Origin of the sequence: Nocardioides sp. S-1144 (assembly GCF_005954645.2) — a bacterium.
GTDB lineage: Bacteria > Actinomycetota > Actinomycetes > Propionibacteriales > Nocardioidaceae > Nocardioides > Nocardioides dongxiaopingii.
In genome coordinates this window covers 1631074-1651339 of sequence record NZ_CP040695.2, presented here as the reverse complement: position 1 = coordinate 1651339, position 20266 = coordinate 1631074, and the positions used below count along the sequence as shown (strand labels likewise).

Sequence of the window (20266 nt, the reverse complement as noted above, 5' to 3'; positions counted from 1 at the left end):
TTGGCCCAGCAGCCGGTGCAACAGTCGACACAGCGGTCGGCACAGCGGTCGGCGCCGCCGGCCGACCCCTGGCCGGCCCCCCGGTTCCACGACGCGGTCGACGCGGTGGTGTCGCTGCCCGGCAGCAAGTCGCTGGCGAACCGCGCGCTCGTGCTGGCCGCGATCTCCGACGGCCCCTCGGTCGTGAGGCGGGCCCTCCGCTCGCGCGACACCCTGCTCATGGCGGCGGGGCTGACCGCGCTCGGCGCCACGATCGACACCTCCGGGGTCGACTGGGCCGTCACACCGGGCGCGTTCACCTCCGACGTCACCATCGACTGCGGGCTCGCCGGCACCGTGATGCGCTTCGTGCCGCCGGTCGCGGGACTCTCCTCCGGCACGGTCGCGTTCGACGGCGACCCGCACATGCGCAGCCGCCCGATCGGCGAGGTGCTCCTCGCGCTGCGGGCGCTCGGCGTCGACGTGCGCGACGACGCACGGGGCTCGCTGCCCTTCGCCGTCCACGGCACGGGCTCGGTGCGCGGCGGCACCGTGGTCATCGACGCCTCCGCCTCGTCGCAGTTCGTCTCCGCGCTGCTCCTCGCCGGCGCCCGGTTCGACGAGGGCGTCGACGTCCGCCACGACGGCAAGCCGGTGCCCTCACTGCCCCACATCGACATGACGGTCGCCGTCCTGCGGGAGAACGGCGTCGACGTCGACGACTCCGAGGCCAACCGCTGGGCCGTCGCCCCCGGTCGGGTCGAGGCCGTCGACCGCACCATCGAGCCCGACCTGTCGAACGCCGCACCGTTCCTCGCCCTCGCCGCGGTCACGGGGGGCTCGGTCACCGTGCGCGACTGGCCCACCTCGACGACCCAGCCCGGCGACGAGCTGCGCTCGATCCTGGCCCTGATGGGCTGCGCGGTCGATCGGACCGCCGAGGGCCTGCGGGTCACCGGTCCCGACCGGCTCACCGGGGTCGACCTCGACCTGCACGACGTCGGCGAGCTGACGCCGGCCGTCGCGGCGCTGTGTGCCCTGGCCGACGGGCCGTCGCACCTGCGCGGCGTCGCCCACATCCGCGGACACGAGACCGACCGGCTCGCCGCGCTCGCCACCGAGCTCGGTGCGCTCGGCGCCGGGGTCGACGAGCACCCCGACGGGCTCACGATCCGGCCCGCGCCCCTGCGGGGTGGGGTGTTCCACACCTACGCCGACCACCGGATGGCGCACGCCGGCGTCATCATCGGCGCCGCCGTCGACGGCGTGCTGGTCGAGGACGTCGCCACCACCAGCAAGACGTTCCCCGACTTCGCCGGCTTCTGGTCCGCCCTCGTGTGATGTCGGGCCACCGCTACTCCGACCACGACGTCGAGCACTACGACCGCCCCCGGCGCCGCACCCGCCCCCGCACCAAGGAGCGCCCCTCCTACGACGACGCCGTCGAGGGCGTCGTGGTCACCGTGGACCGCGGCCGCTTCACCCTGCTGGTCGGCGCGACCACCGTGCTGGCGGTCAAGGCGCGTCCGCTGGGCCGCAAGGGCGTCGTCGTGGGCGACCGGGTGCGCGTCGTCGGCGACTCCTCCGGCGACGACGGCACCCTGGCCCGCATCGTCGAGGTGGTCCCGCGCACGACGACCCTGCGCCGCACCGCCGACGACGACGACCCCGTCGAGCGGGTCATCGTCTCGAACGCCGAGCAGCTCGTCGTCGTCACCGCGCTGGCCGACCCGGACCCGCAGCCCCGGCTGATCGACCGGGCCCTGGTCGCGGCCTACGACTCCGGCATGAAGCCGCTGCTGTGCCTGACCAAGGCCGACCTGCGCGACCCCGAGTCGCTGCTGTCGACCTACCGCTCGCTGGGGGTGCCGTGGGTGGTGACGCAGCGCGGCGGCGACCTGGCCGAGGTGCGCGAGCACCTCGTGGGCCGCACCAGCGTGCTGGTCGGGTCGAGCGGCGTCGGCAAGTCCACCCTCGTCAACGCCCTCGTGCCGGACGCCTTCCGCGAGGTCGGCATCGTCAACGCGGTGACCGGCCGGGGCCGCCACACCTCCACGTCGGCCTACATGCTGGCGCTGCCCGGCACGGTCGACGGCACGGTCGACGGCACGGCCGACGGCACGGCCGATGACGTGGTCGGCGGCTGGATCATCGACACCCCGGGCATCCGCTCCTTCGGGCTGGCCCACGTGCGGCCCGAGGACCTGATCGGCGCCTTCCCCGACCTCGACGAGATGACCGAGGACTGCCCGCGCGGGTGCACGCACGGCGAGGACGAGCCCGAGTGCGGCCTCGACGAGGCGCTCGCGGCTGGGCGGGCCGACCCCGAGCGGGTCTCGTCGTTCCGGCGGCTGCTCGCCGCGCGTAGCGTCAGCGACTACTGACGCGACGCGGTGCGCTCAGCTCTGGTAGCCGGCCCACTTCATCTGGGCGCCGGCCTCGCCGGTGAGGACGGTGTAGACCAGCGAGAGCACGGCGGTGCCGGCCACCAGCACGCCGAGGGCGATCCGGGTCGTGCCGGAGCGGGTGTGCAGCCAGGCGGCGACGAAGGCGAGCACCGCGAAGCCGGTGATCGAGAACCGCAGCAGGTTGGCGCGGGACTCGTGGGTGTCGAGCAGCTCGGCCCGGGCGGGGTCGGTGTAGAAGGTCGGGTTGGCCTCCTCGAGGCTCTCCCCCGACAGGTAGGCCACCCAGATCGACACGAGCGCGACGGCGGCCAGGGCGACGAGCGGCCAGCGCAGCCGGTCGCGCCAGCGAGGCACGACGGCGTACAGGATGCCGGCGAGGGCGGCGACCGGTCCGAACACGACCGCGGCGTGCACGACGAGGGCGTGCAGCGGCAGTCCGTTGATCTCCATGGATGAACGTTAAACCAGACGGATGAGAATAAGGTGAGGCGCGTGGCGCACCCCGATTACACCGACGACCTCCGGCTGGCCCACGTGCTGGCCGACGACGCCGACTCGCTGACCAGCGCCCGGTTCAAGGCGCTCGACCTGCACGTGATGAGCAAGCCGGACCTCACCCCGGTCACCGACGCCGACCAGGCCGTCGAGGAGGGCATCCGGCGCACCCTGTCGCGGGTGCGCTCGCGCGACGCCATCACCGGCGAGGAGCAGGGGAGCAGCGGCAACTCCAAGCGCCGCTGGATCGTCGACCCGATCGACGGGACCAAGAACTTCGTCCGCGGCGTGCCCGTGTGGGCCACGCTGATCGCGCTCGCCGTCGACGACGAGGTCGTGCTCGGCGTCGTGTCGGCCCCGCAGCTCCAGCGCCGCTGGTGGGCCTCCAAGGGCGGCGGCGCCTACACCGGCCGCTCGCTGCTCAAGGCCACGGCGATGCAGGTCTCCGACGTGCGCCGGCTCGAGGACGCCTCGCTGTCGTACGCCTCGTTCCACGGCTGGGAGGAGCGCGGGCGCCTCGACGACTTCATGTCGCTCGCGCGCCGCTGCTGGCGCACCCGCGCCTACGGCGACTTCTGGTCCTACATGCTCCTCGCCGAGGGGGCCGTCGACCTCGCCGCCGAGCCCGAGCTCGAGGTCTACGACATGGCCGCGCTCGACATCATCGTCCGCGAGGCCGGGGGCCGGTTCACCTCCCTCGACGGCTCCGACGGCCCGTGGGGCGGCAACGTCCTGGCCTCCAACGGGCACCTGCACGAGGCGGCGCTGTCGTTCCTCGGCGGGCTGCCCGACGACCACGACGGCGACGCCGACTGGCCGTCGTCGGGCCCCGGGAGCGTCAGCGACCTCTGGTCGCGGCGGGTCCGCACCTCCGACGAGCCGGCCGACTGAGCCCGGGGGCCGTCGGGCCCCGGCCGGGGCCGGGACCGGCGGGTGGGAGTGACCCTGGTCACCGGAGCCCGTGACGGTTACCTTCGGCCCATGCGCATCGGCGAGATCCTCGAGGCCAAGGCGAGCCACGCCATCGTCACCATCACTCCTCAGGCGGGGGTGCGCGAGCTCCTCGCCCTCCTCGCCGAGCACAACATCGGGGCCCTGGTCGTCAGCGCCGACGGGGCCTCGCTCGACGGCATCGTCAGCGAGCGCGACGTCGTGCGCCACCTCCACGCCGACGGCACGGTCGTCAACAACACGGTCGCGGCGATCATGACCTCCGAGGTCGAGACGTGCGGGCCCGACGACGACCTCGACCAGGTCATGACGACGATGACCTCGCGGCGCTTCCGGCACGTCCCGGTGGTCGACGACGGCCGGCTCGTCGGCATCGTCTCGATCGGCGACGTCGTCAAGCACAAGATCGGCCAGCTGCAGTTCGAGCGCGACCAGCTCGACTCCTACGTGCACCAGTCCTGACCCGCCCGGACCGGGGGGCGCCCGCCGGTGCGGACCGACCGCGCCGGCTGCTCCGTGCGGACACGGGGCAGCCGGCGCGGCGACCGCTCAGCCCGTCGTCGCGCCGCTCCGCGCCGACGGTGAGCGCTGCGGCCCGGAGAAGACGTTCGACGGGTCGGACTTCTGCCGCACCTCGGAGCCGTCGCTGACGCCTCCGCGGTCGGTGTCGAAGTCGACCGGGTTGGTCTTGCGCCTCTGGTACCGCTTGTTCTTGCTGCCGGTGATCTCCTGCTTGTCGCTGAGCCCGTCGCCGTCGCTGTCCCTGGCGACCGGGTTGCTGCGCTTGAGGCCGATCTTGTAGGTCCCGCCCTTGATCCGGACCACCTGCTTGATCTTCGAGCCCCGCACCTCGCGCTGGTCGGCCAGCCCGTCCTTGTCGGTGTCCTTGGCGCACGGGTTGGGCCGGACCAGCCCGATCGGCTTGTTGCTGCCCCGGAGCCGCACCTTCTGGGTCAGCCGGACGCCGTTGACCTCGCGCCCGTCGCTGAGGCCGTCGCGATCGGTGTCGGCTCGCAGCGGCGACGTGCGGCACGAGGCGTAGGCGGGGTGGGGCCCCTTGACCTCGGTGCCGTCGCGGACGCCGTCCCCGTCGGTGTCGGGGTTGCGGGGATCCGTGCCCAGCGCCTGCTCCTGGGCGTTGGTGAGGCCGTCACCGTCGGTGTCCGGGTTGGCGGGGACCGGCCGGTCGTCGGCCGCGTCGAGCGGGTCGGTGCCCCGGTCGACCTCGACGCCGTCGCCGATCCCGCCGCCGTCGGTGTCGGCCCTGGTCGGGTCGGTGCCGTAGGTGTTGACCTCGGCACCGTCGAGCAGCCCGTCACCGTCGGTGTCCGGGTTCTCGGGGTCGGTGCCGGCCTCGGCCTCCTCGGCGTCGGTCAGCCCGTCGCCGTCGCCGTCGCCGCCCTCACCCGCCGGCTGGTCGTCAGCCGGGTCGAGCGGGTCGCTCCCCCGGCCGACCTCGACGCCGTCACCGATCCCGCCGCCGTCGGTGTCGGCCTTGGTCGGGTCGGTCTCGTAGGTGTTGAGCTCGGCGCCGTCGAGCAGCCCGTCACCGTCGGTGTCCGGGTTCTCGGGGTCGGTGCCGGCCTCGGCCTCCTCGGCGTCGGTGAGACCGTCGCCGTCGCCGTCGTCCGGGGCGACCACGTCGTCGGAGGCGAGGAGCGGGTCGGTGCCGCGCGCGACCTCGATGCCGTCGCCCACCCCACCGGCGTCGGTGTCGGCCTTGGTCGGGTCGGTGCCGTGGGTGTTGACCTCCTCGCCGTCGAGCAGCCCGTCACCGTCGGTGTCGGGATTCTCCGGGTCGGTGCCGGCCGCGGTCTCCTCGGCGTCGGTCAGCCCGTCGCCGTCACCGTCCTCGACGGCCGGGAAGTCGTCGCTGCCGTCGAGCGGGTCGGTGCCGCGGGTGACCTCGGCGCCGTCGGTCACGCCGCCGTCGTCGGTGTCGGCGTCCAGCGGGTCGGTCTCGTGGGTGTTGACCTCGGCCCCGTCGAGCAGCCCGTCACCGTCGGTGTCGGGGTTCTCCGGGTCGGTGCCGGCCGTGGCCTCCTCGGCGTCGGTGAGCCCGTCGCCGTCACCGTCGCCGGCGACGGGGGTGTCGTCGGCGCCGTCCAGCGGGTCGGTGCCGTTCGCGACCTCGGCGCCGTCGTCGACGCCGCCCTCGTCGGTGTCCGGCTCCAGCGGGTCGGTGCCGTGGGTCTTGACCTCCTCGCCGTCGAGCAGGCCGTCACCGTCGGTGTCGGGGTTCTCCGGGTCGGTGCCGGCCGTGGCCTCCTCGGCGTCGGTCAGCCCGTCGCCGTCACCGTCGCCGGCGACCGGGAAGTCGTCGCTGCCGTCGAGCGGGTCGGTGCCGCGGGTGACCTCGGCGCCGTCGTTGACGCCGCCGTCGTCGGTGTCGGCGTCGAGCGGGTCCGTCTCGTGGGTGTTGACCTCGGCCCCGTCGAGCAGCCCGTCACCGTCGGTGTCGGGGTTCTCCGGGTCGGTGCCGGCCGTGGCCTCCTCGGCGTCGGTGAGGCCGTCGCCGTCGCCGTCCTGGTCGGCCGGGAGGTCGTCGGTGGCGTCGTTCGGGTCGGTGCCGCGCGCGACCTCCACCCCGTCGCCGATGCCGCCGTCGTCGCTGTCGGCGTCGAGCGGGTCGGTCAGGTGCAGGTTCACCTCGGCGCCGTCGCCGAGTCCGTCGTCGTCGCTGTCGGGGTCGGCCGGGTCCGTGCCGAGCTCGAGCTCCTCGGCGTCGCTCAGCCCGTCGTCGTCGCCGTCCACGTCGACCGGCGTGTCGTCGTCGGCGGGGTCGAGCGGGTCGGTGCCGGCGCCGACCTCGGTGCCGTCGTCCACGCCGCCGTCGTCGGTGTCGGGGTCGAGCGGGTCGGTCTCGGTGGTGTTGACCTCGTTGCCGTCGTCGAGGCCGTCACCGTCGGTGTCGGCGTCGCGCGGGTCGGTGCCGAGGCCGACCTCCTCGAGGTTCGTGAGGCCGTCGGCGTCCGGGTCCTCGCCGGCGTCCGAGACGCCGTCGTCGTCGCTGTCGGCGTCGTCCGGGTCGGTCCCGGTCTCGTCGACCTCCTGCTCGTCGGTGAGGCCGTCGCCGTCGGCGTCGTCGGTCGGCGGGGCGTCGCACCCGACGCCGTCGACGGGCGCGCTGGCCGAGGCGTGCATCTCGCCCACGCCCAGGCGCACGTCGGCGACCTGGCCGACGAGGAGACCGCGCACGACCAGGTCGAGGCCCACGACGGCGTCGAGGTCGGCGTCGGCGGTGGTGCTGGTGGTCGACGTCGTGGGCGCGAAGGCCGTGACGCCCAGGCGCGCCGTCAGCACGCCCGGGATGCCCAGGGTGAAGCCGACCCGACCGTCGACGGGACGCACCGTGGTGGTCGCGCCGGCGACGGTGACCGTGACGGCCGGGTTCGAGTAGGTGGTCTGACCGGCGCCCCCACCGGCGGTCGCGGTCATCGTGACCGGGCTGGCCACCTTCACGACCGCGAGGCCGTTGAGGACCGAGACGTCGCCGACGGAGGTGCGGGTCGTGGAGCGCACGAGGTCGTCGCCGCTGGGCCGGTCGACGAGCTCGGTGGTGCTCGTGGTCTCCGACGCCGACACCTTCAGCGTGTTGAGCAGGCCGAGCACGCCGAGCACCGTCAGGTCGGCGAGCTGGGTCCGTGCGTACCCGAGGCGACGGACGCCGTTCGCGAGCGGGACGCAGGACCGGTCGTCGGTGTAGGCAGCGGCCACGTCGCCGGTGATGGCACCGACGCCGGCGACCCCCAGCCGCACCGGGAGCAGGGTGCGCTGGGCCGGGTCGGAGGACGGCGGCGCCGCGGCGGTCTCGGCGTCGCTGGGCAGCGCCGTGCCCCCGAGGGCCACGTCGAGGTTGGCGCTGCGGGCCGAGACCCGCTGCGTCGTGGTGGTGTCGGTCGTCGCGCGGGAGTGGCCGACGGTGACGCCCGCGACGCTCTCACCGAGCAGCGAGGCCTGGAGGTCGACGATGCCGCCCCGGGCCTCGGCGGCGTAGGTGGCCGGGACCGGGTCGGCCTGCGCCGGCGCGGGGACGGCGAGGGCCAGGGCGACCGCCGTGGCGAGACCGACCGCTCCGTGCAGGGCTCGTCGAGGTGGGCGGTGGGCGGGCGGCGATGAGCGCACGGGAGGTCTCCTGGGGGGATGGTCACCGTGGGGGTGACGGAGAGGTCGATCGGTGCGTGCCGTACCCGGGGACCCCGCATCCATGTACGACCGCTCCGAAACAGCCCTCTACGCTGGTGGCATGGACAAGCCCGAGATCGACTTCCCCGACTTCGAACCCCCCGCCGACCTGGTCGTCACCGACGTCGTCGAGGGCGACGGCCCCGAGGCCGCCGCCGGACAGACCGTCAAGGTCCACTACGTCGGCGTCGCCCACTCCAGCGGCGAGGAGTTCGACGCCTCCTACAACCGCGGTGAGCCGCTCCAGTTCCGCCTGGGCATCGGCCAGGTCATCTCGGGCTGGGACCAGGGTGTGCAGGGCATGAAGGTCGGCGGACGCCGCCAGCTCGTCATCCCGCCGCACCTCGGCTACGGCGACCGCGGCGCCGGTGGCGTCATCAAGCCCGGCGAGACCCTGATCTTCGTCGTCGACCTGCTCGAGGTCCGCTGACCCGACCCGGAGGCGTCCGCCGGCCGTGCGCGAGCGTGCTCGCCCGCCGGTGGACGTCGTCCGGTGCGGGCCCGGGTCCGCGCGTTCGCCCGAGGGCTCAGCCCTCGCGGGCGCCGCTCACCAGGGGAAGTCGTCAGGGGTGCTGCCGTCGCTCACGCGAGCCGACTGCGCGGCGACCGAGACCAGGTCGCCATTGACGAGCTGACGGCCGCGCCGGGTCTCGGCGGCGCCGTTCACCTTGACCTGGCCGGCGGCCAGGAGGTGCTTGGCCTCGGAGCCGGACTCGACGAGATTCGCGAGCTTCAGGAACTGGCCCAGCTTGATCGACTCGTCCTCGATCGCCACGTGCACGGGGTCTGCCATGGGATCAGTGAATCACCACCGCGATCGTGTGGATGAGCACCCCCACCAGTCCACCGACGATCGTGCCGTTGATCCGGATGAACTGCAGGTCGCGCCCGACGTGCAGCTCGATCTTCTTCGCGGCCTCCCGGCCGTCCCACTGCTCGATGGTGTGGGTGATGACGGCGGTGAGGTCGCGGCCGTAGCGCTCGACGACGAAGACCACCGCGTCGGCGGCCAGCCCGTCCAGCCGGCGGCGCAGGGCGGCGTCCTCGCCGAGGCGGGCCGAGAAGCTCGAGACCTCGGTCAGCAGGCGGGCGCGCACCGCCCCGTCGGGGTCGGCGAGCGAGGTGCGCAGCGCCCGCTGCAGCGCCTTCCACAGCGAGATCCCGGACGTGACGACCGCCGGGTGCTCCAGCAGCCGGGTCTTGAGCCGCTCGGCGCGCTCCTGGGTCGAGGGGTCCTCGAGCAGGTCGGTGGCCAGCTGGGCGAGCATCGAGTCGAGCGCCCGGCGGGCCCGGTGGTCGGGGTCGGAGCGGATGTCGCCGACCCACTTCACCATCTCGACGTGGGCGCGGGCCGACACCTTCTCGTTGAGGCTGTCGGGCGCCCACCACGGCGCGCGCTCCTCGATGACCGCCTGGACGGTGCCGGGGTTCTCCCGCAGCCAGTCGTGCAGCTCGGCGAAGAGCAGGTCGACCAGCCCGTGGTGGACGTCGTCACGCACCGCCTCGCCCAGCAGCCCGCCCAGCAGCGGGGCGATCGGCTCGTCGCGGAACCGCGGCACCAGCGCCTCGGTCACCAGGGCCTCGACGTGCTCGTCGCGCACCTTCCCGAGCGCGATGGAGGCGACCTCGGCGACCTCGTCGACCACCCGCCGCGCGTTGGCCTCCTCGCCGAGCCACTCCCCCAGCCGCGCCGACACGCCGGCGGCACCGATCCGGTCGCGGATGATCCCCTCCTGGAGGAAGTTCTCCCCGACGAAGTCCTCCAGACCACGCCCGAGGTCGTCCTTGCGGCGCGGGATCAGCGCGGTGTGCGGGATCGGCAGGCCGAGGGGGTGGCGGAACAGGGCCGTCACGGCGAACCAGTCGGCGATGGCGCCGACCATCGAGGCCTCGGCGCCGGCGTTGACGAAGCCGAGGAAGCCGTCGCGGTCGAGCGTCACGGCGTAGACGACGGCGGCGAGGACGAGCAGCGACAGGGCCACCGCCCGCATCCGGCGCAGGGCCCGCAGCCGGAGGGCGTCGGCCGCCGGGTCGGCGGCGAGCGCGGGCACCGGCGCGGTCCGGGGCGGCGTCCCGGGCGCGGGTCCGGGCGCGTCGTCCCGGAAAGCAGTGGTCGGCATCGGCCCATCCTTGCGCAGTCCTGGGCGTCCGTCGTGGGAGGCTTGCCCCCATGCCCGAGAGCCGCACCGTCATCACCTTCGGCACGTTCGACGTCTTCCACGTCGGCCACCTCCGCGTCATCCAGCGGGCCGCCGAGCTCGGTGACCGGCTGGTCGTCGGTGTCTCGGCCGACGAGCTCAACCTGCGCAAGAAGGGCCGTGCGCCCGTCTTCAGCCAGGCCGAGCGACTGGCGATCGTGGCGGCGCTCAAGCCGGTCGACGCGGTGTTCGTGGAGGAGAGCCTCGAGCTCAAGCGGCACTACATCACCGAGCACGCCGCCGACGTGCTGGTGATGGGCGACGACTGGGCCGGGCGCTTCGACGAGTTCGAGGACATCTGCGAGGTCGTCTACCTCCCGCGCACGCCGGCCATCTCCACCACGGCGCTGATCGAGAAGATCTCCGCCGGCAGCTGACCCGCACCGCCCGCACCACCCGTACCCCGACCGGGACCTTCCCCCACCGACTCGGAGCCTTCCCCTTGATGCGTCACCGTCCCCTCTCCACCGCGCTCGCGCTCGTCGTCGCGACCCTGGCCACCGCACTCGCCGCGCCGCCGTCCACGGCGGCGCCCGGTGGCACGACCGCCGTGGCGTCCGCCCCCGCTGCCCCCGCGGCCGACCCCGGCCCCGCAGCCGGAGGCGCGGAGAGGGACACCACCGTGCTCGTCCGCGCCACCGACGCCCTCGGCGGTGGCGGTGCCACTCGCGCGGACCGGCCCGACGCGACGCTGGCCCTGCGCGACCTCTTCCTCGCCCGGGCCCGGCTCGGCGAGGTCGGCGACCGGTTCGCCGGCGGGCTGCTCGCCCGGCCGACCGACGGCGACCGCGACCCGTACGCCGACGGCTACTCCGCCCGACAGCGGCAGCGCTGCGGCGCGAAGGTCTGCGTGCACTGGGTGAACCGCACCGAGGACCGGGCGAGCCGGGCGTGGGTCGACACGACGCTGCGGGTGATGGGCAAGGTGTGGAAGCACCACGTCCGCACGCTCGGCTACCGCCCGCCGGCACCGGACGGCCGCCGGGGCGGCAACGCCCTGTTCGACGTCTACCTCAAGGACCTGGGCAGCAAGGGCGTCTACGGCTACTGCGCTCCCGAGCGGAAGGTGCCCGGCGAGTCCAAGCAGGCCAGCGGCTTCTGCGTCCTCGACAACGACTTCGCCCGCGAGCAGTTCGGACGCCGTCCGCTCGAGACGCTCCGGGTCACCGCCGCCCACGAGTTCTTCCACGCGATCCAGTTCGCCCACGACTTCGGTGAGGACCCGTGGCTGATGGAGTCGACGGCGACCTGGATCGAGGGCCGCTTCGCCGCCCGGGTCGACGACAACCGCATCTACCTGCCCTACGGGCAGCTCGGCCGACCCGGCACCTCCCTCGACCTCTACGAGCCCAGCGGCTACGCCCACTACGGGAACTGGACGTTCTGGGAGTTCCTCGCCGCCCGGCTCGGCCCCGACGTCGTCCGCGACGTCTGGTGGCGCGCCGGGACCGGCGGCCGGATGCCCGACGACTACTCCACCCAGGCCCTGCGCCGGGTGCTGGCCGACCACGGCGGCCTGCGACGCCGGTTCGCGGCCTACGCCGCCGGCAACACCATGCCCGCCCGCACCTACCCCGAGGGCAGCGCCTACGCCGCCGCGCCGGTCACGACCCGCCGGGTGACGGCGTCCCGCCCCCGCGTGCGGCTGGCGCCCCGCATCGACCACCTCAGCTCGCGCTCGGTGGTGCTGCGCCCCGGCCGGTCGCTGGCCCGGCGCTGGCGGCTCGAGGTGCGCATCGACGGGCCGGACGCCGTCCGGTCACCGGCCGCGCTCGTCACGGTCCGGCGCGCCGACGGCTCCGTGCAGCGCCGTCAGGTCCGGCTGGACCGCACCGGGGCCGGGCGGATGCGCGTCGCGTTCGGCCGCCGGGCGGTGCGGACGGTGACCGTCACCCTGGCCAACGCCTCGACCAGGGTCCTCTGCGACACCGGCACGTCGCTCGCCTGCCAGGGCTCGCCCCTCGACGACCGGGTGCGCTTCCGCACGACCGCCGTGGCCGTGCGGCGCTGAGCCGGCCGCCACGAGCGCGGCCCGCCGGCCCTGTCGCGGGGCCGTCCCTCAGGCCAGGTGGTGGACCTCCTGCAGCTCCGCGACCGGGGTGTCGAGGCCGACCTGGCGGGCCTTGAGCTGGAGCGCGAGGTAGAGCGAGTAGTGCCGGGACTGGTGCAGGTTGCCGCCGTGGAACCAGAGGCCGTCCTGCTGCGTGGGCTTCCACATGTTGCGCTGCTCGCCCTCCCACGGGCCCGGGTCCTTCGTGGTGTCGGAGCCGAGGCCCCAGCACCGGCCCACGGTGTCGGCGACGTCCTGGCTGATGAGGTCGGCGGCCCAGCCGTTCATCGACCCGTAGCCGGTGGCGTAGACGACCAGGTCGGCCGGCAGCTCGGTGCCGTCCTCGAGCACGACGGCGTCCTCGGTGAGGTGGCTGACCTGGCCGTGGGCGAGCTTGACGTGACCGTCGGCGACGAGGTCGGCGGCGCCGACGTCGATGTAGTAGCCGGAGCCGCGCCGCAGGTACTTCATGAACAGTCCCGAGCCGTCGTCACCCCAGTCGTGGCGGAAGCCGGAGGCCTCGAGCCGGGCGTAGAAGTCGGCGTCCTTCGCGGCCATCGCCTCGTAGGCCGGGATCTGGAACTCGTGCATGATCCGGTACGGCAGCGAGGCGAAGATGAGGTCGGCCTTCTCGGTCGTGACACCGGCGGCCAGGGCCCGCTCCGAGTAGAGGTCGCCGAGGCCGTGCTCCATGAGGGAGTCGCTCTTGACGATGTGGGTCGAGGAGCGCTGGACCATCGTGACGTCGGCGTCGCCCTCCCAGAGCGCACCGCAGATGTCGAAGGCGCTGTTGTTGCTGCCCACCACCACGCACCGCTTGCCCCGGTAGGCGTCCGGCCCGGGGTGGGCCGAGGAGTGGTGCTGGTCGCCGCGGAAGACGTCCCGGCCCGGCAGGTCCGGCACGTTCGGCTTGCCGGACATCCCGGTCGCGAGCACCAGCTGCTTCGGGCGCAGCGTCAGGGGACGGCCCTCACGCTCGACCTCGACGGTCCACTCCTGGGTCTCCTCCGACCAGCTGGCCGACGTGGCGGTCGTGGAGGACCAGTACGGCACCTCCATGACCTTCACGTAGGACTCGAGCCAGTCGCCGACCTTGTCCTTCGGCGTGAAGACCGGCCAGTTGTCGGGGAACTTCAGGTACGGCAGGTGGTCGTACCAGACCGGGTCGTGCAGGCACAGGCTCTTGTAGCGGTTGCGCCACTGGTCGCCCGGGCGCGGGTGCTTGTCGATCACCAGGCTCGGGACGCCGAGCTGGCGCAGCCGCGCGCCGAGCGCGATGCCGCCCTGGCCGCCGCCGAGCACGAGGACGTAGGGCTGCTCGGTCGACCCGAGCGACTCCGCCTCCTCCTGGCGGCGCTCGAGCCACGTCGTGCGGTCGCGGGTCGCGCCGTGCACCGCACCGGGGGGACGCCGGGTGCCGCGCGGCTCCTCGTGGCCGCGGAGCTCGTACAGGGTCGTCAGGAGGGTCCACGCCCGGTCCCGGCCGTCCTCCTCGCGCAGCCGGACCAGCCCGCGGCCACGGCCGACCGCGGTCTCGAAGTCGAACCACGCGGTCAGCACGCCGTCGGCCTCGTCGGCCGGCTCGGCGAGCGCGAGCTCCGTCGGGTCCGTGCGGTCGAGGGTCTCCTCGAGGCGCGCCGCGACGCCCTCGCGGTCCTCGACGGTGGCGATGTTCCAGGTGAAGGCGACCAGGTCGCGCCAGAAGCTGGTGGTGGCGAAGTGGTCGGCCGCCGCGGCCACGTCCCGCCCGCGGAGGGCGGCCTCGAACGAGGTGAGCCAGGCCGTGGCGCGCTCGTCGGGGGTGCGCGTCGCGCTGGCGGCATCGATCGTCTGCGTCATGTGACCCAGCACACACCGTGCGCGCCGCTCCGGACAGCGTTGCAGCCGATTGCACCGGCGTCCGCGGGCCAACGCCCCCGCAACCTCGGGGGTGCACACTGACGTGAGCACCACCACAGGAGGTCGCATGACGGCGTACGGCGCGGTCGAGCCGGGCACCGACCTGTCGGTCCGCGCCCGCGAGCTCCAGCGGGTCCACGACGCCGTCCTCGCCGGGAGCCGACCCGACGCGCGGCCGCGCCCGGTGGTCGCCCGCTCGTGGTCGCGCGTGCTGGCCCTGGGTCTCGACCCGGACCGCGCCAACCTGCGCGACCCCCTCCCGGCCGACGACGTCGAGCGGCGACGTCGGGCCTCGCCGCTCGCGCTGGTGGTCGACGAGCTCCGCCGGGTGCTGACCAGCGTGGCGGACGCCTCGGTGTTCCTCGTCGTGGTCTGCGACGCCGACGGCGTGATCCTGTGGCGCGAGGGCTCGGCCCGGGTGCGCCTGCAGGCCGACCACCTCGGCTTCGCCGAGGGCGCCACGTGGACCGAGCAGCGGGTCGGCACGAACGCGATCGGCACGGCGCTGGCCGAGGCGGCCCCGGTGCAGCTCTTCTCCGCCGAGCACTTCGAGCGGCAGCAGGTCCCCTGGTACTGCACCGCCCACCCCCTCCACGACCCCCGCACCGGCGAGCTGCTCGGGGTGGTCGACGTCAGCGGCCCGGCCCTCACCCTGCACCCGGCGCTGGGCTCGCTCGTGGAGAGCGCGGTGCGCCTCGCGGAGGGCGCGCTGCACCGCCACCACCGCGACGGGCTCGACCGGCTGCGTCGCGAGGCGGCCCCGCTGGTGGGCAGCGGTCCGCTGCTCGTGGTCGACGACCACGGCTGGGTGGCCCACCACGAGGGGCTCGCGGCACGCGACCGGATCGAGGCGCCGAGTCCCGACCGGCCGGTCGCCGTCCCCGGCCTCGGGCTCTGCGTGCCCGAGCGGCTGGGCCGCGGCTGGCTGGTGCGCCCGAGCGGCGGCGCCGTGCGCGTGACCGCCCGGTTGCACCCCGACGGCGTCCTCGACGTCGTCGCGGGCGACCGGTCGTGGCGCGCCACGCTCACCCGCCGGCACGCGCAGATCCTCACCCACCTGGCCGGCGCGGGGCCGCGCGGGCTCGACGCGTGCGCGCTCAGCGTCCTGGTGCACGGCGACGCCGAGCACGTCGTCACCGCGCGCGCGGAGGTGTCCCGGCTGCGACGCGCGGTGGGGGCGCTGGTCGCGACCGGGCCCTACCGGCTGGCCGACGGCGTCCGCCTCGAGGTCGTGGGCGACGTCCCGTAGCGACGGGCTAGTCCCCCGCGGTCGCGAGCACGCGCGCGACCGCGGCGGCCACGGCGCGGGCGAGGTCGGCCGGGGTGTCGTCGTCCGGCTCGGCGACGATCTCGTCGACCACGCCCAGCCCGGCGAGCTCGGTGGCGCGGACCCGCTGCGCGGTGGCCATCTCGGCGGCGTGCTCGGTGTCGCCGTGCACGATCACGCTCGCCCCCTCGGGCGGCAGCGGGGAGAGCCAGGCGTGCTCGGTGGCCACCACGGTCGCCGCCGGCAGCAGGGCCAGGGCACCGCCGCCGCACCCCTGGCCGAGGATCACCGACACCGTCGGCACCGACATCGTGGTGAGCGTCGCGATGCAGCGCGCGATCTCACCGGCGATCGCCCGCTCCTCGGCGGTCACCGACAGCTCGGCGCCCGGGGTGTCGATCACCGTGACCAGCGGCAGGCGCAGCTCGTCGGCGAGCCGCATCGCGCGGCGTGCCTCGCGCAGCGCGCCGGGACCCAGCGGGGTGGAGTCGCCCTGCCGCTCGCGGTCCTGGCCCACCACGACGCACGGCTGCCCGTCGAGCCGGGTGAGGGCCACCAGCACGGCGTGGTCGCGCTCGCCCTCGTCGGTCCCGCGCAGCCGCACGGTCCCCGCGGCGCCGTACCGGATGAGGTCACGGACGCCGGTGCGACCGGGCTCGCGGGTGCGCCGGATCGACTCCCAGGCGCTGCCGCCGGGCGCGGGCGCGGCCGTCCGCCGAGGCAGCTCGGGCGCCCGCGCCGGGTCGACGAGGACGCCGAGGGCCAGGTCGACCAGGGCCGGGAGGTCCTCGGGCCGCACGACGGCGTCGATGACGCCCTTGTCGGCCAGGTTCTCCGCCGTCTGGACGTCGGGCGGGAACGGCTCACCGCGCAGCGCCTCGTAGACCTTCGGGCCGAGGAAGCCGACCAGCGCGCCGGGCTCGGCGACCGTGACGTGGGCGAGGGAGCCCCACGAGGCGTAGACGCCGCCGGTGGTGGGGTGACGCAGGTAGACCAGGTAGGGCAGCCCCGCGGCCCGGTGCTCCATGATCGCCCGCGAGATCGAGGCCATCTCGACGAACGCCGGCGTGCCCTCCTGCATCCGGGTGCCCCCGGACGCGGTGGTGGCCAGCAGCGGCAGACCCTCGGCCGTCGCCCGCCGGACCGCGGCGGTGATCCGGTGGGCCGCGGCCCGGCCGATCGAGCCGGCGAGGAAGCCGAACTCGTTCACCACCACCGCCACCGGACGCCCGCGCATCCGGGCGCGGCCGGTGATCACCGACTCGTCGGTGCCCGCCCTGAGCGCCGCGGCCCGCAACGCGTCCTGGTAGGCGGGCGGGTGGCCGGAGATGTCGATCGGCTCGTCCCAGGACTCGTACGAGCCGTCGTCGAGCACCAGGTCGAGCAGCTCGTGGGCGCTCCAGCGGTGCCGGGTCGCGGTGCTCACGGTGCCCCGTCGAGCCAGGCCCGGATGGCGTCGCCGTGCTGGTCGAGCACCGGCGGGGCGGCGTGGTCGCAACGGGTCGTCTCCGTCCCGGCGTCCTCCCCCTCCGAGCCGGCGAAGAAGCGCAGCGGCGGGCCGGGCAGCGTGATCGGGCCGAGGCTGGCGTGCTCGACGTCGACGAGCAGCCCCTGGCTGCGGGTCTGGTCCCACTCGTAGACCTCGTCGAGGCTGCGGACCTTGCCGGCCGGCACGCCGATCTCGGCCAGCCGGACGAGGAGGGGCTCGGCGTCCCAGTCGGCGAAGACCGACTCGACGAGCTCCACGACGCGCTCGCGCGCCGCGGCCCGCTCGGGGTTGGTCGCCAGGCCGTCGGCGTCCGGGTCGAGGTCGAAGCCGGCGCAGAAGCGCCGCCACAGGCCCTCGCTGCCCAGCGCGATCTGGACGGCGCCGTCGCGGCAGCGGAACAGCCCGTACGGCGAGATCGACGGGTGGTGGTTGCCCTGCGCGCGGCCGACCTCGCCGGCGACGGTCCACCGGGTCCCCTGGAAGGCGTGGACGCCGACCACGGCGGCCAGCAGCGAGGTGCGGACGACCTGCCCGCGGCCGGTGCGGGCGCGCTCGTGCAGGGCGGCCAGGACGCCGTAGGCGCCGTACATCCCGGCGAGCAGGTCGGCGATCGGCGTCCCGACGCGCTGGGGGTCGGCCGGCGAGGAGCCGGTGAGCGACATCAGGCCGGCCTCGCCCTGGGCGATCTGGTCGTAGCCGGCCCGGCCACCCTCCGGCCCGTCGTGGCCGAAGCCGGTGATCGACAGCACGACGAGCCGGGGGTTGCGCCGGGTCAGGTCGTCGATGCCGAGGCCGAGCCGCTCCAGGACGCCGGTGCGGAAGTTCTCGACGAGCACGTCGGCGCGGTCGACGAGCCGGAGCAGCAGGTCGCGGTCGCCCTCGTCCTTGAGGTCGAGGGTGATCGACTCCTTGTTGCGGTTGGCCGAGAGGAAGTAGGTCGCCTCGCGCGAGCCGGGCTCCCCCACGAACGGCGGCCCCCACCCGCGGGTGTCGTCGCCGCTGCCCGGCGCCTCGACCTTGATCACCCGGGCGCCCTGGTCGCCCAGCATCATCGTGGCGTGCGGGCCGGCGAGGGCCCGGCTGAGGTCCACCACGAGCACGTCCTGCAGCGGTCCGCCGGACCCGTGGCCCGCCCCCGGTGTCGATCCCGGTGCCGGTGTCGGTGTCGTCATCGCCGTCACCAGCCCGGCAGCACGAGCATCGCCCACACGAGCAGCGGTCCGGCGAGGACCACCACCACGCTGTAGGTGAGGATCTGCTTGTAGTAGACGGGCTCGGTGATCGAGTCGGGCTTGTTGGCCAGCATCAGCGCGCCGTTGGTCGAGAACGGGCTGACGTCGACGATCGTCGAGCTCACCGCGAGGGCCGCGACGAAGAGCGCCGGGCTGATCCCGCCGTCGGCGATGAGCGGCAGACCGATCGGGATGATCACCGGCAGCAGCGCGGTCGAGGAGGCGAAGGCCGAGACGACGCCTCCGACGTAGCAGAGGACGAGGGCGCCGACGGCGGCCACGCCGAGGCCGGCGGCCCAGTTGCCGACGAACTCGGGCGACCCGGCCGCCTGGAGGATCGCGGCGTAGGTGCTCACGCCGGCGACGAGGAGGACGGTGGGCCAGGCGACCTGCTTGATTGCGTCCTTGTGCTCGTCGGGCGAGAGCATCGCGAGGAGCACGGCGGCGGTGATGGCGACGAAGCCGATGTTCTTGTCGAAGGTGAGTGCGATGGCCGCGACGGCCACGAACGCGACCAGGGTCAGCAGGCGGTCGGTCCGCATCCCGAGGGCCTGGGTGGTGCCGGTCGCGGTGGCACCGGTGCCGCGGGCGGTCACGCCGGCGCCGCCGCGGTGGAGGTCCTCGCTGAGGGTGTCGGGGTCGTTCGGGTCGATCCGCAGGCCGATCAGCTTGCGACCGCCGAGCACGACGAACAGCACGACGGCCAGGGCGAGGTTGATGAGCAGGCTCGAGAGGAAGATGGTGATCTCGGCGTTGGGGAGGCCCTCGTCGGCCATGATCGAGTTGGTCAGCGAGCCGTAGATGCTGATCGGCGAGAACCCGCCGGCCTGCGCGCCGTGGACGACGAACATGCCCATCATCAGCGGGCTGATGCCGTAGCGGCCGGCGAAGCCGAGCGCGATCGGACCGATGATGGCGCACGCGGCGGGGCTGACCGCGCCGACGCCGGTGAGGACGGCCGTCACGGCGAACATCACCCACGGGATGAGCACGACCCGTCCCCCGACCACGTGGACGGCGCTGGCGACGATGAGGTCGACGGTGCCGTTGTTGCGGGCGATCGCGAAGAGGTACGTCACGCCGATGATCGTCAGGATGAGGTCACCGCTGACCCCGGCGAGGATCTCCTTCTCGGTCAGGTCGAGCGCGTACATGCCGACGAGCCAGGCCGCCACGTAGCCGAGCGCGCCCATGTTGATCGGCAGCACGGTGCCGATCGCGAACAGGGCGACCAGGGCGAGGATCGCCACCCATTCCGGTCCCATCAGGTTCCTCCATCCGGCCGGCTCGACCCGACATCGGCGTGATGTCGGTCACCCGGCTCAGTGGCCTAGCCAATAGGTCACCGAGTCTCCTTGTCAATAGCCCTGTGTGAACTAGGATGCGCCTGTGACTGCCTCCGAGTTCCCGGCGCGCCTGGCCCGGGTCCGCCTCTACGAGCAGGTCGCCGAGCAGATCACTCGGTGGATCGGCGACAACGGCCTGCGCGCCGGCGACCGGTTGCCGCCCGAGCGCGACCTCGCGACGCGGCTCGGGGTCAGCCGGGCCACGCTCAGCCAGGCCCTGGTCGCGCTCGAGGTCATCGGCGTCGTGGTCGTGCGCCACGGCGACGGCACCGTGGTCACCGAGGCCGCCACCGGGCACGCCCGGATCAGGGAGGCGATCCGCGACCACGCCGACCGCCTGCCCGAGGTGATCGAGACCCGCGACGCCCTCGAGACCAAGCTCGCCGCACTGGCCGCCCGCCGTCGCAGCGAGGCCGACCTGGACGCCATCGACGCCGCGCTGGCGTTCATGGCCGCCGACGTCGACCACGGTGGCCGCGGCGTCGAGGGCGACGAGCGCTTCCACGCCGCCGTCACCGCGGCCGCGCACTCCCCCCTGCTCGCCCGGCTCATGGCCGAGATCTCCGACCTGATCCGCGAGACCCGCATCGAGTCGCTCGGGCAGCCCGGCCGGCCGCGCGCGTCCCTCGTCGGCCACGGCGCGATCGCCGAAGCGATCCGGGCCGGCGACCCCGACGCCGCCGCCCGCGCGATGCACGAGCACGTCGAGATGGTCAGCGACGTCGCCGTCCTGCGGCCCGAGGCCGAGTCGGCCTAGGCCCTCGACG

17 protein-coding genes are annotated in these 20266 nt (G+C 74.3%); 9 read left to right on the top strand and 8 right to left on the bottom strand.

The window, feature by feature from the left end:
• Entirely contained in the window at positions 1-1320 is a 1320-nt protein-coding gene (gene aroA / locus FE634_RS07745; protein ID WP_262347617.1) for a 3-phosphoshikimate 1-carboxyvinyltransferase, read from the top strand.
• A complete protein-coding gene (gene rsgA / locus FE634_RS07740; RefSeq protein WP_138875550.1) occupies positions 1320-2363 on the top strand; it encodes a ribosome small subunit-dependent GTPase A in 1044 nt (347 codons plus the stop codon). Before aroA ends, rsgA begins: the two co-directional genes overlap by 1 nt.
• A gap of 15 nt (positions 2364-2378) precedes the next feature.
• On the opposite strand, the gene FE634_RS07735 is transcribed toward rsgA, so the two are convergent.
• Entirely contained in the window at positions 2379-2837 is a 459-nt protein-coding gene (locus FE634_RS07735) for a DUF2231 domain-containing protein (protein ID WP_138875549.1), read from the bottom strand.
• 42 nt (positions 2838-2879) lie between these two features.
• On the opposite strand from FE634_RS07735, the gene FE634_RS07730 reads away from it, so the two are divergent.
• Positions 2880-3773, top strand: a complete 894-nt coding sequence (locus FE634_RS07730; RefSeq protein ID WP_148240492.1) for an inositol monophosphatase family protein — start codon at positions 2880-2882, stop codon at positions 3771-3773.
• A 90-nt stretch (positions 3774-3863) separates the two neighbouring features.
• Positions 3864-4295 carry a CBS domain-containing protein gene (locus tag FE634_RS07725; RefSeq protein WP_138875547.1) on the top strand — a complete coding sequence of 144 codons (432 nt, stop codon included), beginning with the start codon at positions 3864-3866 and terminating at the stop codon, positions 4293-4295.
• A gap of 87 nt (positions 4296-4382) precedes the next feature.
• On the opposite strand, the gene FE634_RS20960 is transcribed toward FE634_RS07725, so the two are convergent.
• The gene (locus FE634_RS20960; protein WP_187366854.1) at positions 4383-7958 is read right to left on the bottom strand and encodes a hypothetical protein; all 3576 of its coding nucleotides are present in this window, start codon (positions 7956-7958) and stop codon (positions 4383-4385) included.
• A 121-nt stretch (positions 7959-8079) separates the two neighbouring features.
• Here FE634_RS20960 and FE634_RS07710 point away from each other — a divergent pair, with 121 nt between their 5' ends.
• Positions 8080-8448 carry an FKBP-type peptidyl-prolyl cis-trans isomerase gene (locus FE634_RS07710; RefSeq protein ID WP_137294675.1) on the top strand — a complete coding sequence of 123 codons (369 nt, stop codon included), beginning with the start codon at positions 8080-8082 and terminating at the stop codon, positions 8446-8448.
• Positions 8449-8565: 117 nt separating this feature from the next.
• Here the strand turns inward: FE634_RS07710 and FE634_RS07705 are convergent, their stop codons facing one another.
• Both FE634_RS07705 and FE634_RS07700 read right to left on the bottom strand, forming a co-directional pair.
• Positions 8566-8811: an RNA-binding S4 domain-containing protein gene (locus tag FE634_RS07705; protein WP_134768645.1), complete on the bottom strand. Its 246-nt coding sequence runs from the start codon at positions 8809-8811 to the stop codon at positions 8566-8568.
• 4 nt (positions 8812-8815) lie between these two features.
• Positions 8816-10138: a DUF445 domain-containing protein gene (locus FE634_RS07700; protein WP_212721853.1), complete on the bottom strand. Its 1323-nt coding sequence runs from the start codon at positions 10136-10138 to the stop codon at positions 8816-8818.
• A gap of 50 nt (positions 10139-10188) precedes the next feature.
• On the opposite strand from FE634_RS07700, the gene FE634_RS07695 reads away from it, so the two are divergent.
• Together FE634_RS07695 and FE634_RS07690 are read left to right on the top strand one after the other, a co-directional pair.
• Positions 10189-10593: an adenylyltransferase/cytidyltransferase family protein gene (locus tag FE634_RS07695; protein WP_137294676.1), complete on the top strand. Its 405-nt coding sequence runs from the start codon at positions 10189-10191 to the stop codon at positions 10591-10593.
• Positions 10594-10661: 68 nt separating this feature from the next.
• Positions 10662-12227 carry an MXAN_6640 family putative metalloprotease gene (locus FE634_RS07690; RefSeq protein ID WP_148240491.1) on the top strand — a complete coding sequence of 522 codons (1566 nt, stop codon included), beginning with the start codon at positions 10662-10664 and terminating at the stop codon, positions 12225-12227.
• A gap of 48 nt (positions 12228-12275) precedes the next feature.
• Here FE634_RS07690 and FE634_RS07685 read toward each other — a convergent pair whose 3' ends face one another.
• Positions 12276-14105, bottom strand: a complete 1830-nt coding sequence (locus FE634_RS07685) for a flavin-containing monooxygenase (RefSeq protein ID WP_138875544.1) — start codon at positions 14103-14105, stop codon at positions 12276-12278.
• A gap of 127 nt (positions 14106-14232) precedes the next feature.
• Between FE634_RS07685 and FE634_RS07680 the strand changes: the two genes are divergently transcribed.
• Positions 14233-15414 carry a GAF domain-containing protein gene (locus FE634_RS07680; RefSeq protein WP_138875543.1) on the top strand — a complete coding sequence of 394 codons (1182 nt, stop codon included), beginning with the start codon at positions 14233-14235 and terminating at the stop codon, positions 15412-15414.
• A 7-nt stretch (positions 15415-15421) separates the two neighbouring features.
• Here the strand turns inward: FE634_RS07680 and FE634_RS07675 are convergent, their stop codons facing one another.
• The 3 genes from FE634_RS07675 to FE634_RS07665 are packed head-to-tail and all read right to left on the bottom strand — an operon-like array spanning position 15422 to position 19418.
• Complete coding sequence (locus FE634_RS07675; protein ID WP_138875542.1) at positions 15422-16858, bottom strand: carboxyl transferase domain-containing protein; 1437 nt, start codon at positions 16856-16858, stop codon at positions 15422-15424.
• The gene (locus FE634_RS07670; RefSeq protein ID WP_138875541.1) at positions 16855-18093 is read right to left on the bottom strand and encodes a CaiB/BaiF CoA transferase family protein; all 1239 of its coding nucleotides are present in this window, start codon (positions 18091-18093) and stop codon (positions 16855-16857) included. Before FE634_RS07670 ends, FE634_RS07675 begins: the two co-directional genes overlap by 4 nt.
• Positions 18094-18098: 5 nt before the next feature.
• Positions 18099-19418, bottom strand: a complete 1320-nt coding sequence (locus tag FE634_RS07665; RefSeq protein ID WP_137294682.1) for an SLC13 family permease — start codon at positions 19416-19418, stop codon at positions 18099-18101.
• 124 nt (positions 19419-19542) lie between these two features.
• Between FE634_RS07665 and FE634_RS07660 the strand changes: the two genes are divergently transcribed.
• On the top strand, positions 19543-20256 hold the full coding sequence (locus FE634_RS07660) for a FadR/GntR family transcriptional regulator (protein WP_137294683.1): 714 nt from the start codon (positions 19543-19545) through the stop codon (positions 20254-20256).
• Positions 20257-20266 lie beyond the last annotated feature (10 nt).

Coding starts and splice junctions, on each gene's coding strand:
- rsgA (WP_138875550.1), top strand. CDS start 1,320: ATGTCGGGCCACCGCTACTCCGACCACGACGTCGAGCACTACGACCGC.
- FE634_RS07735 (WP_138875549.1), bottom strand. CDS start 2,837: ATGGAGATCAACGGACTGCCGCTGCACGCCCTCGTCGTGCACGCCGCG.
- FE634_RS07725 (WP_138875547.1), top strand. CDS start 3,864: ATGCGCATCGGCGAGATCCTCGAGGCCAAGGCGAGCCACGCCATCGTC.
- FE634_RS07710 (WP_137294675.1), top strand. CDS start 8,080: ATGGACAAGCCCGAGATCGACTTCCCCGACTTCGAACCCCCCGCCGAC.
- FE634_RS07705 (WP_134768645.1), bottom strand. CDS start 8,811: ATGGCAGACCCCGTGCACGTGGCGATCGAGGACGAGTCGATCAAGCTG.
- FE634_RS07700 (WP_212721853.1), bottom strand. CDS start 10,138: ATGCCGACCACTGCTTTCCGGGACGACGCGCCCGGACCCGCGCCCGGG.
- FE634_RS07695 (WP_137294676.1), top strand. CDS start 10,189: ATGCCCGAGAGCCGCACCGTCATCACCTTCGGCACGTTCGACGTCTTC.
- FE634_RS07690 (WP_148240491.1), top strand. CDS start 10,662: ATGCGTCACCGTCCCCTCTCCACCGCGCTCGCGCTCGTCGTCGCGACC.
- FE634_RS07685 (WP_138875544.1), bottom strand. CDS start 14,105: ATGACGCAGACGATCGATGCCGCCAGCGCGACGCGCACCCCCGACGAG.
- FE634_RS07680 (WP_138875543.1), top strand. CDS start 14,233: ATGACGGCGTACGGCGCGGTCGAGCCGGGCACCGACCTGTCGGTCCGC.
- FE634_RS07670 (WP_138875541.1), bottom strand. CDS start 18,093: ATGACGACACCGACACCGGCACCGGGATCGACACCGGGGGCGGGCCAC.
- FE634_RS07665 (WP_137294682.1), bottom strand. CDS start 19,418: ATGGGACCGGAATGGGTGGCGATCCTCGCCCTGGTCGCCCTGTTCGCG.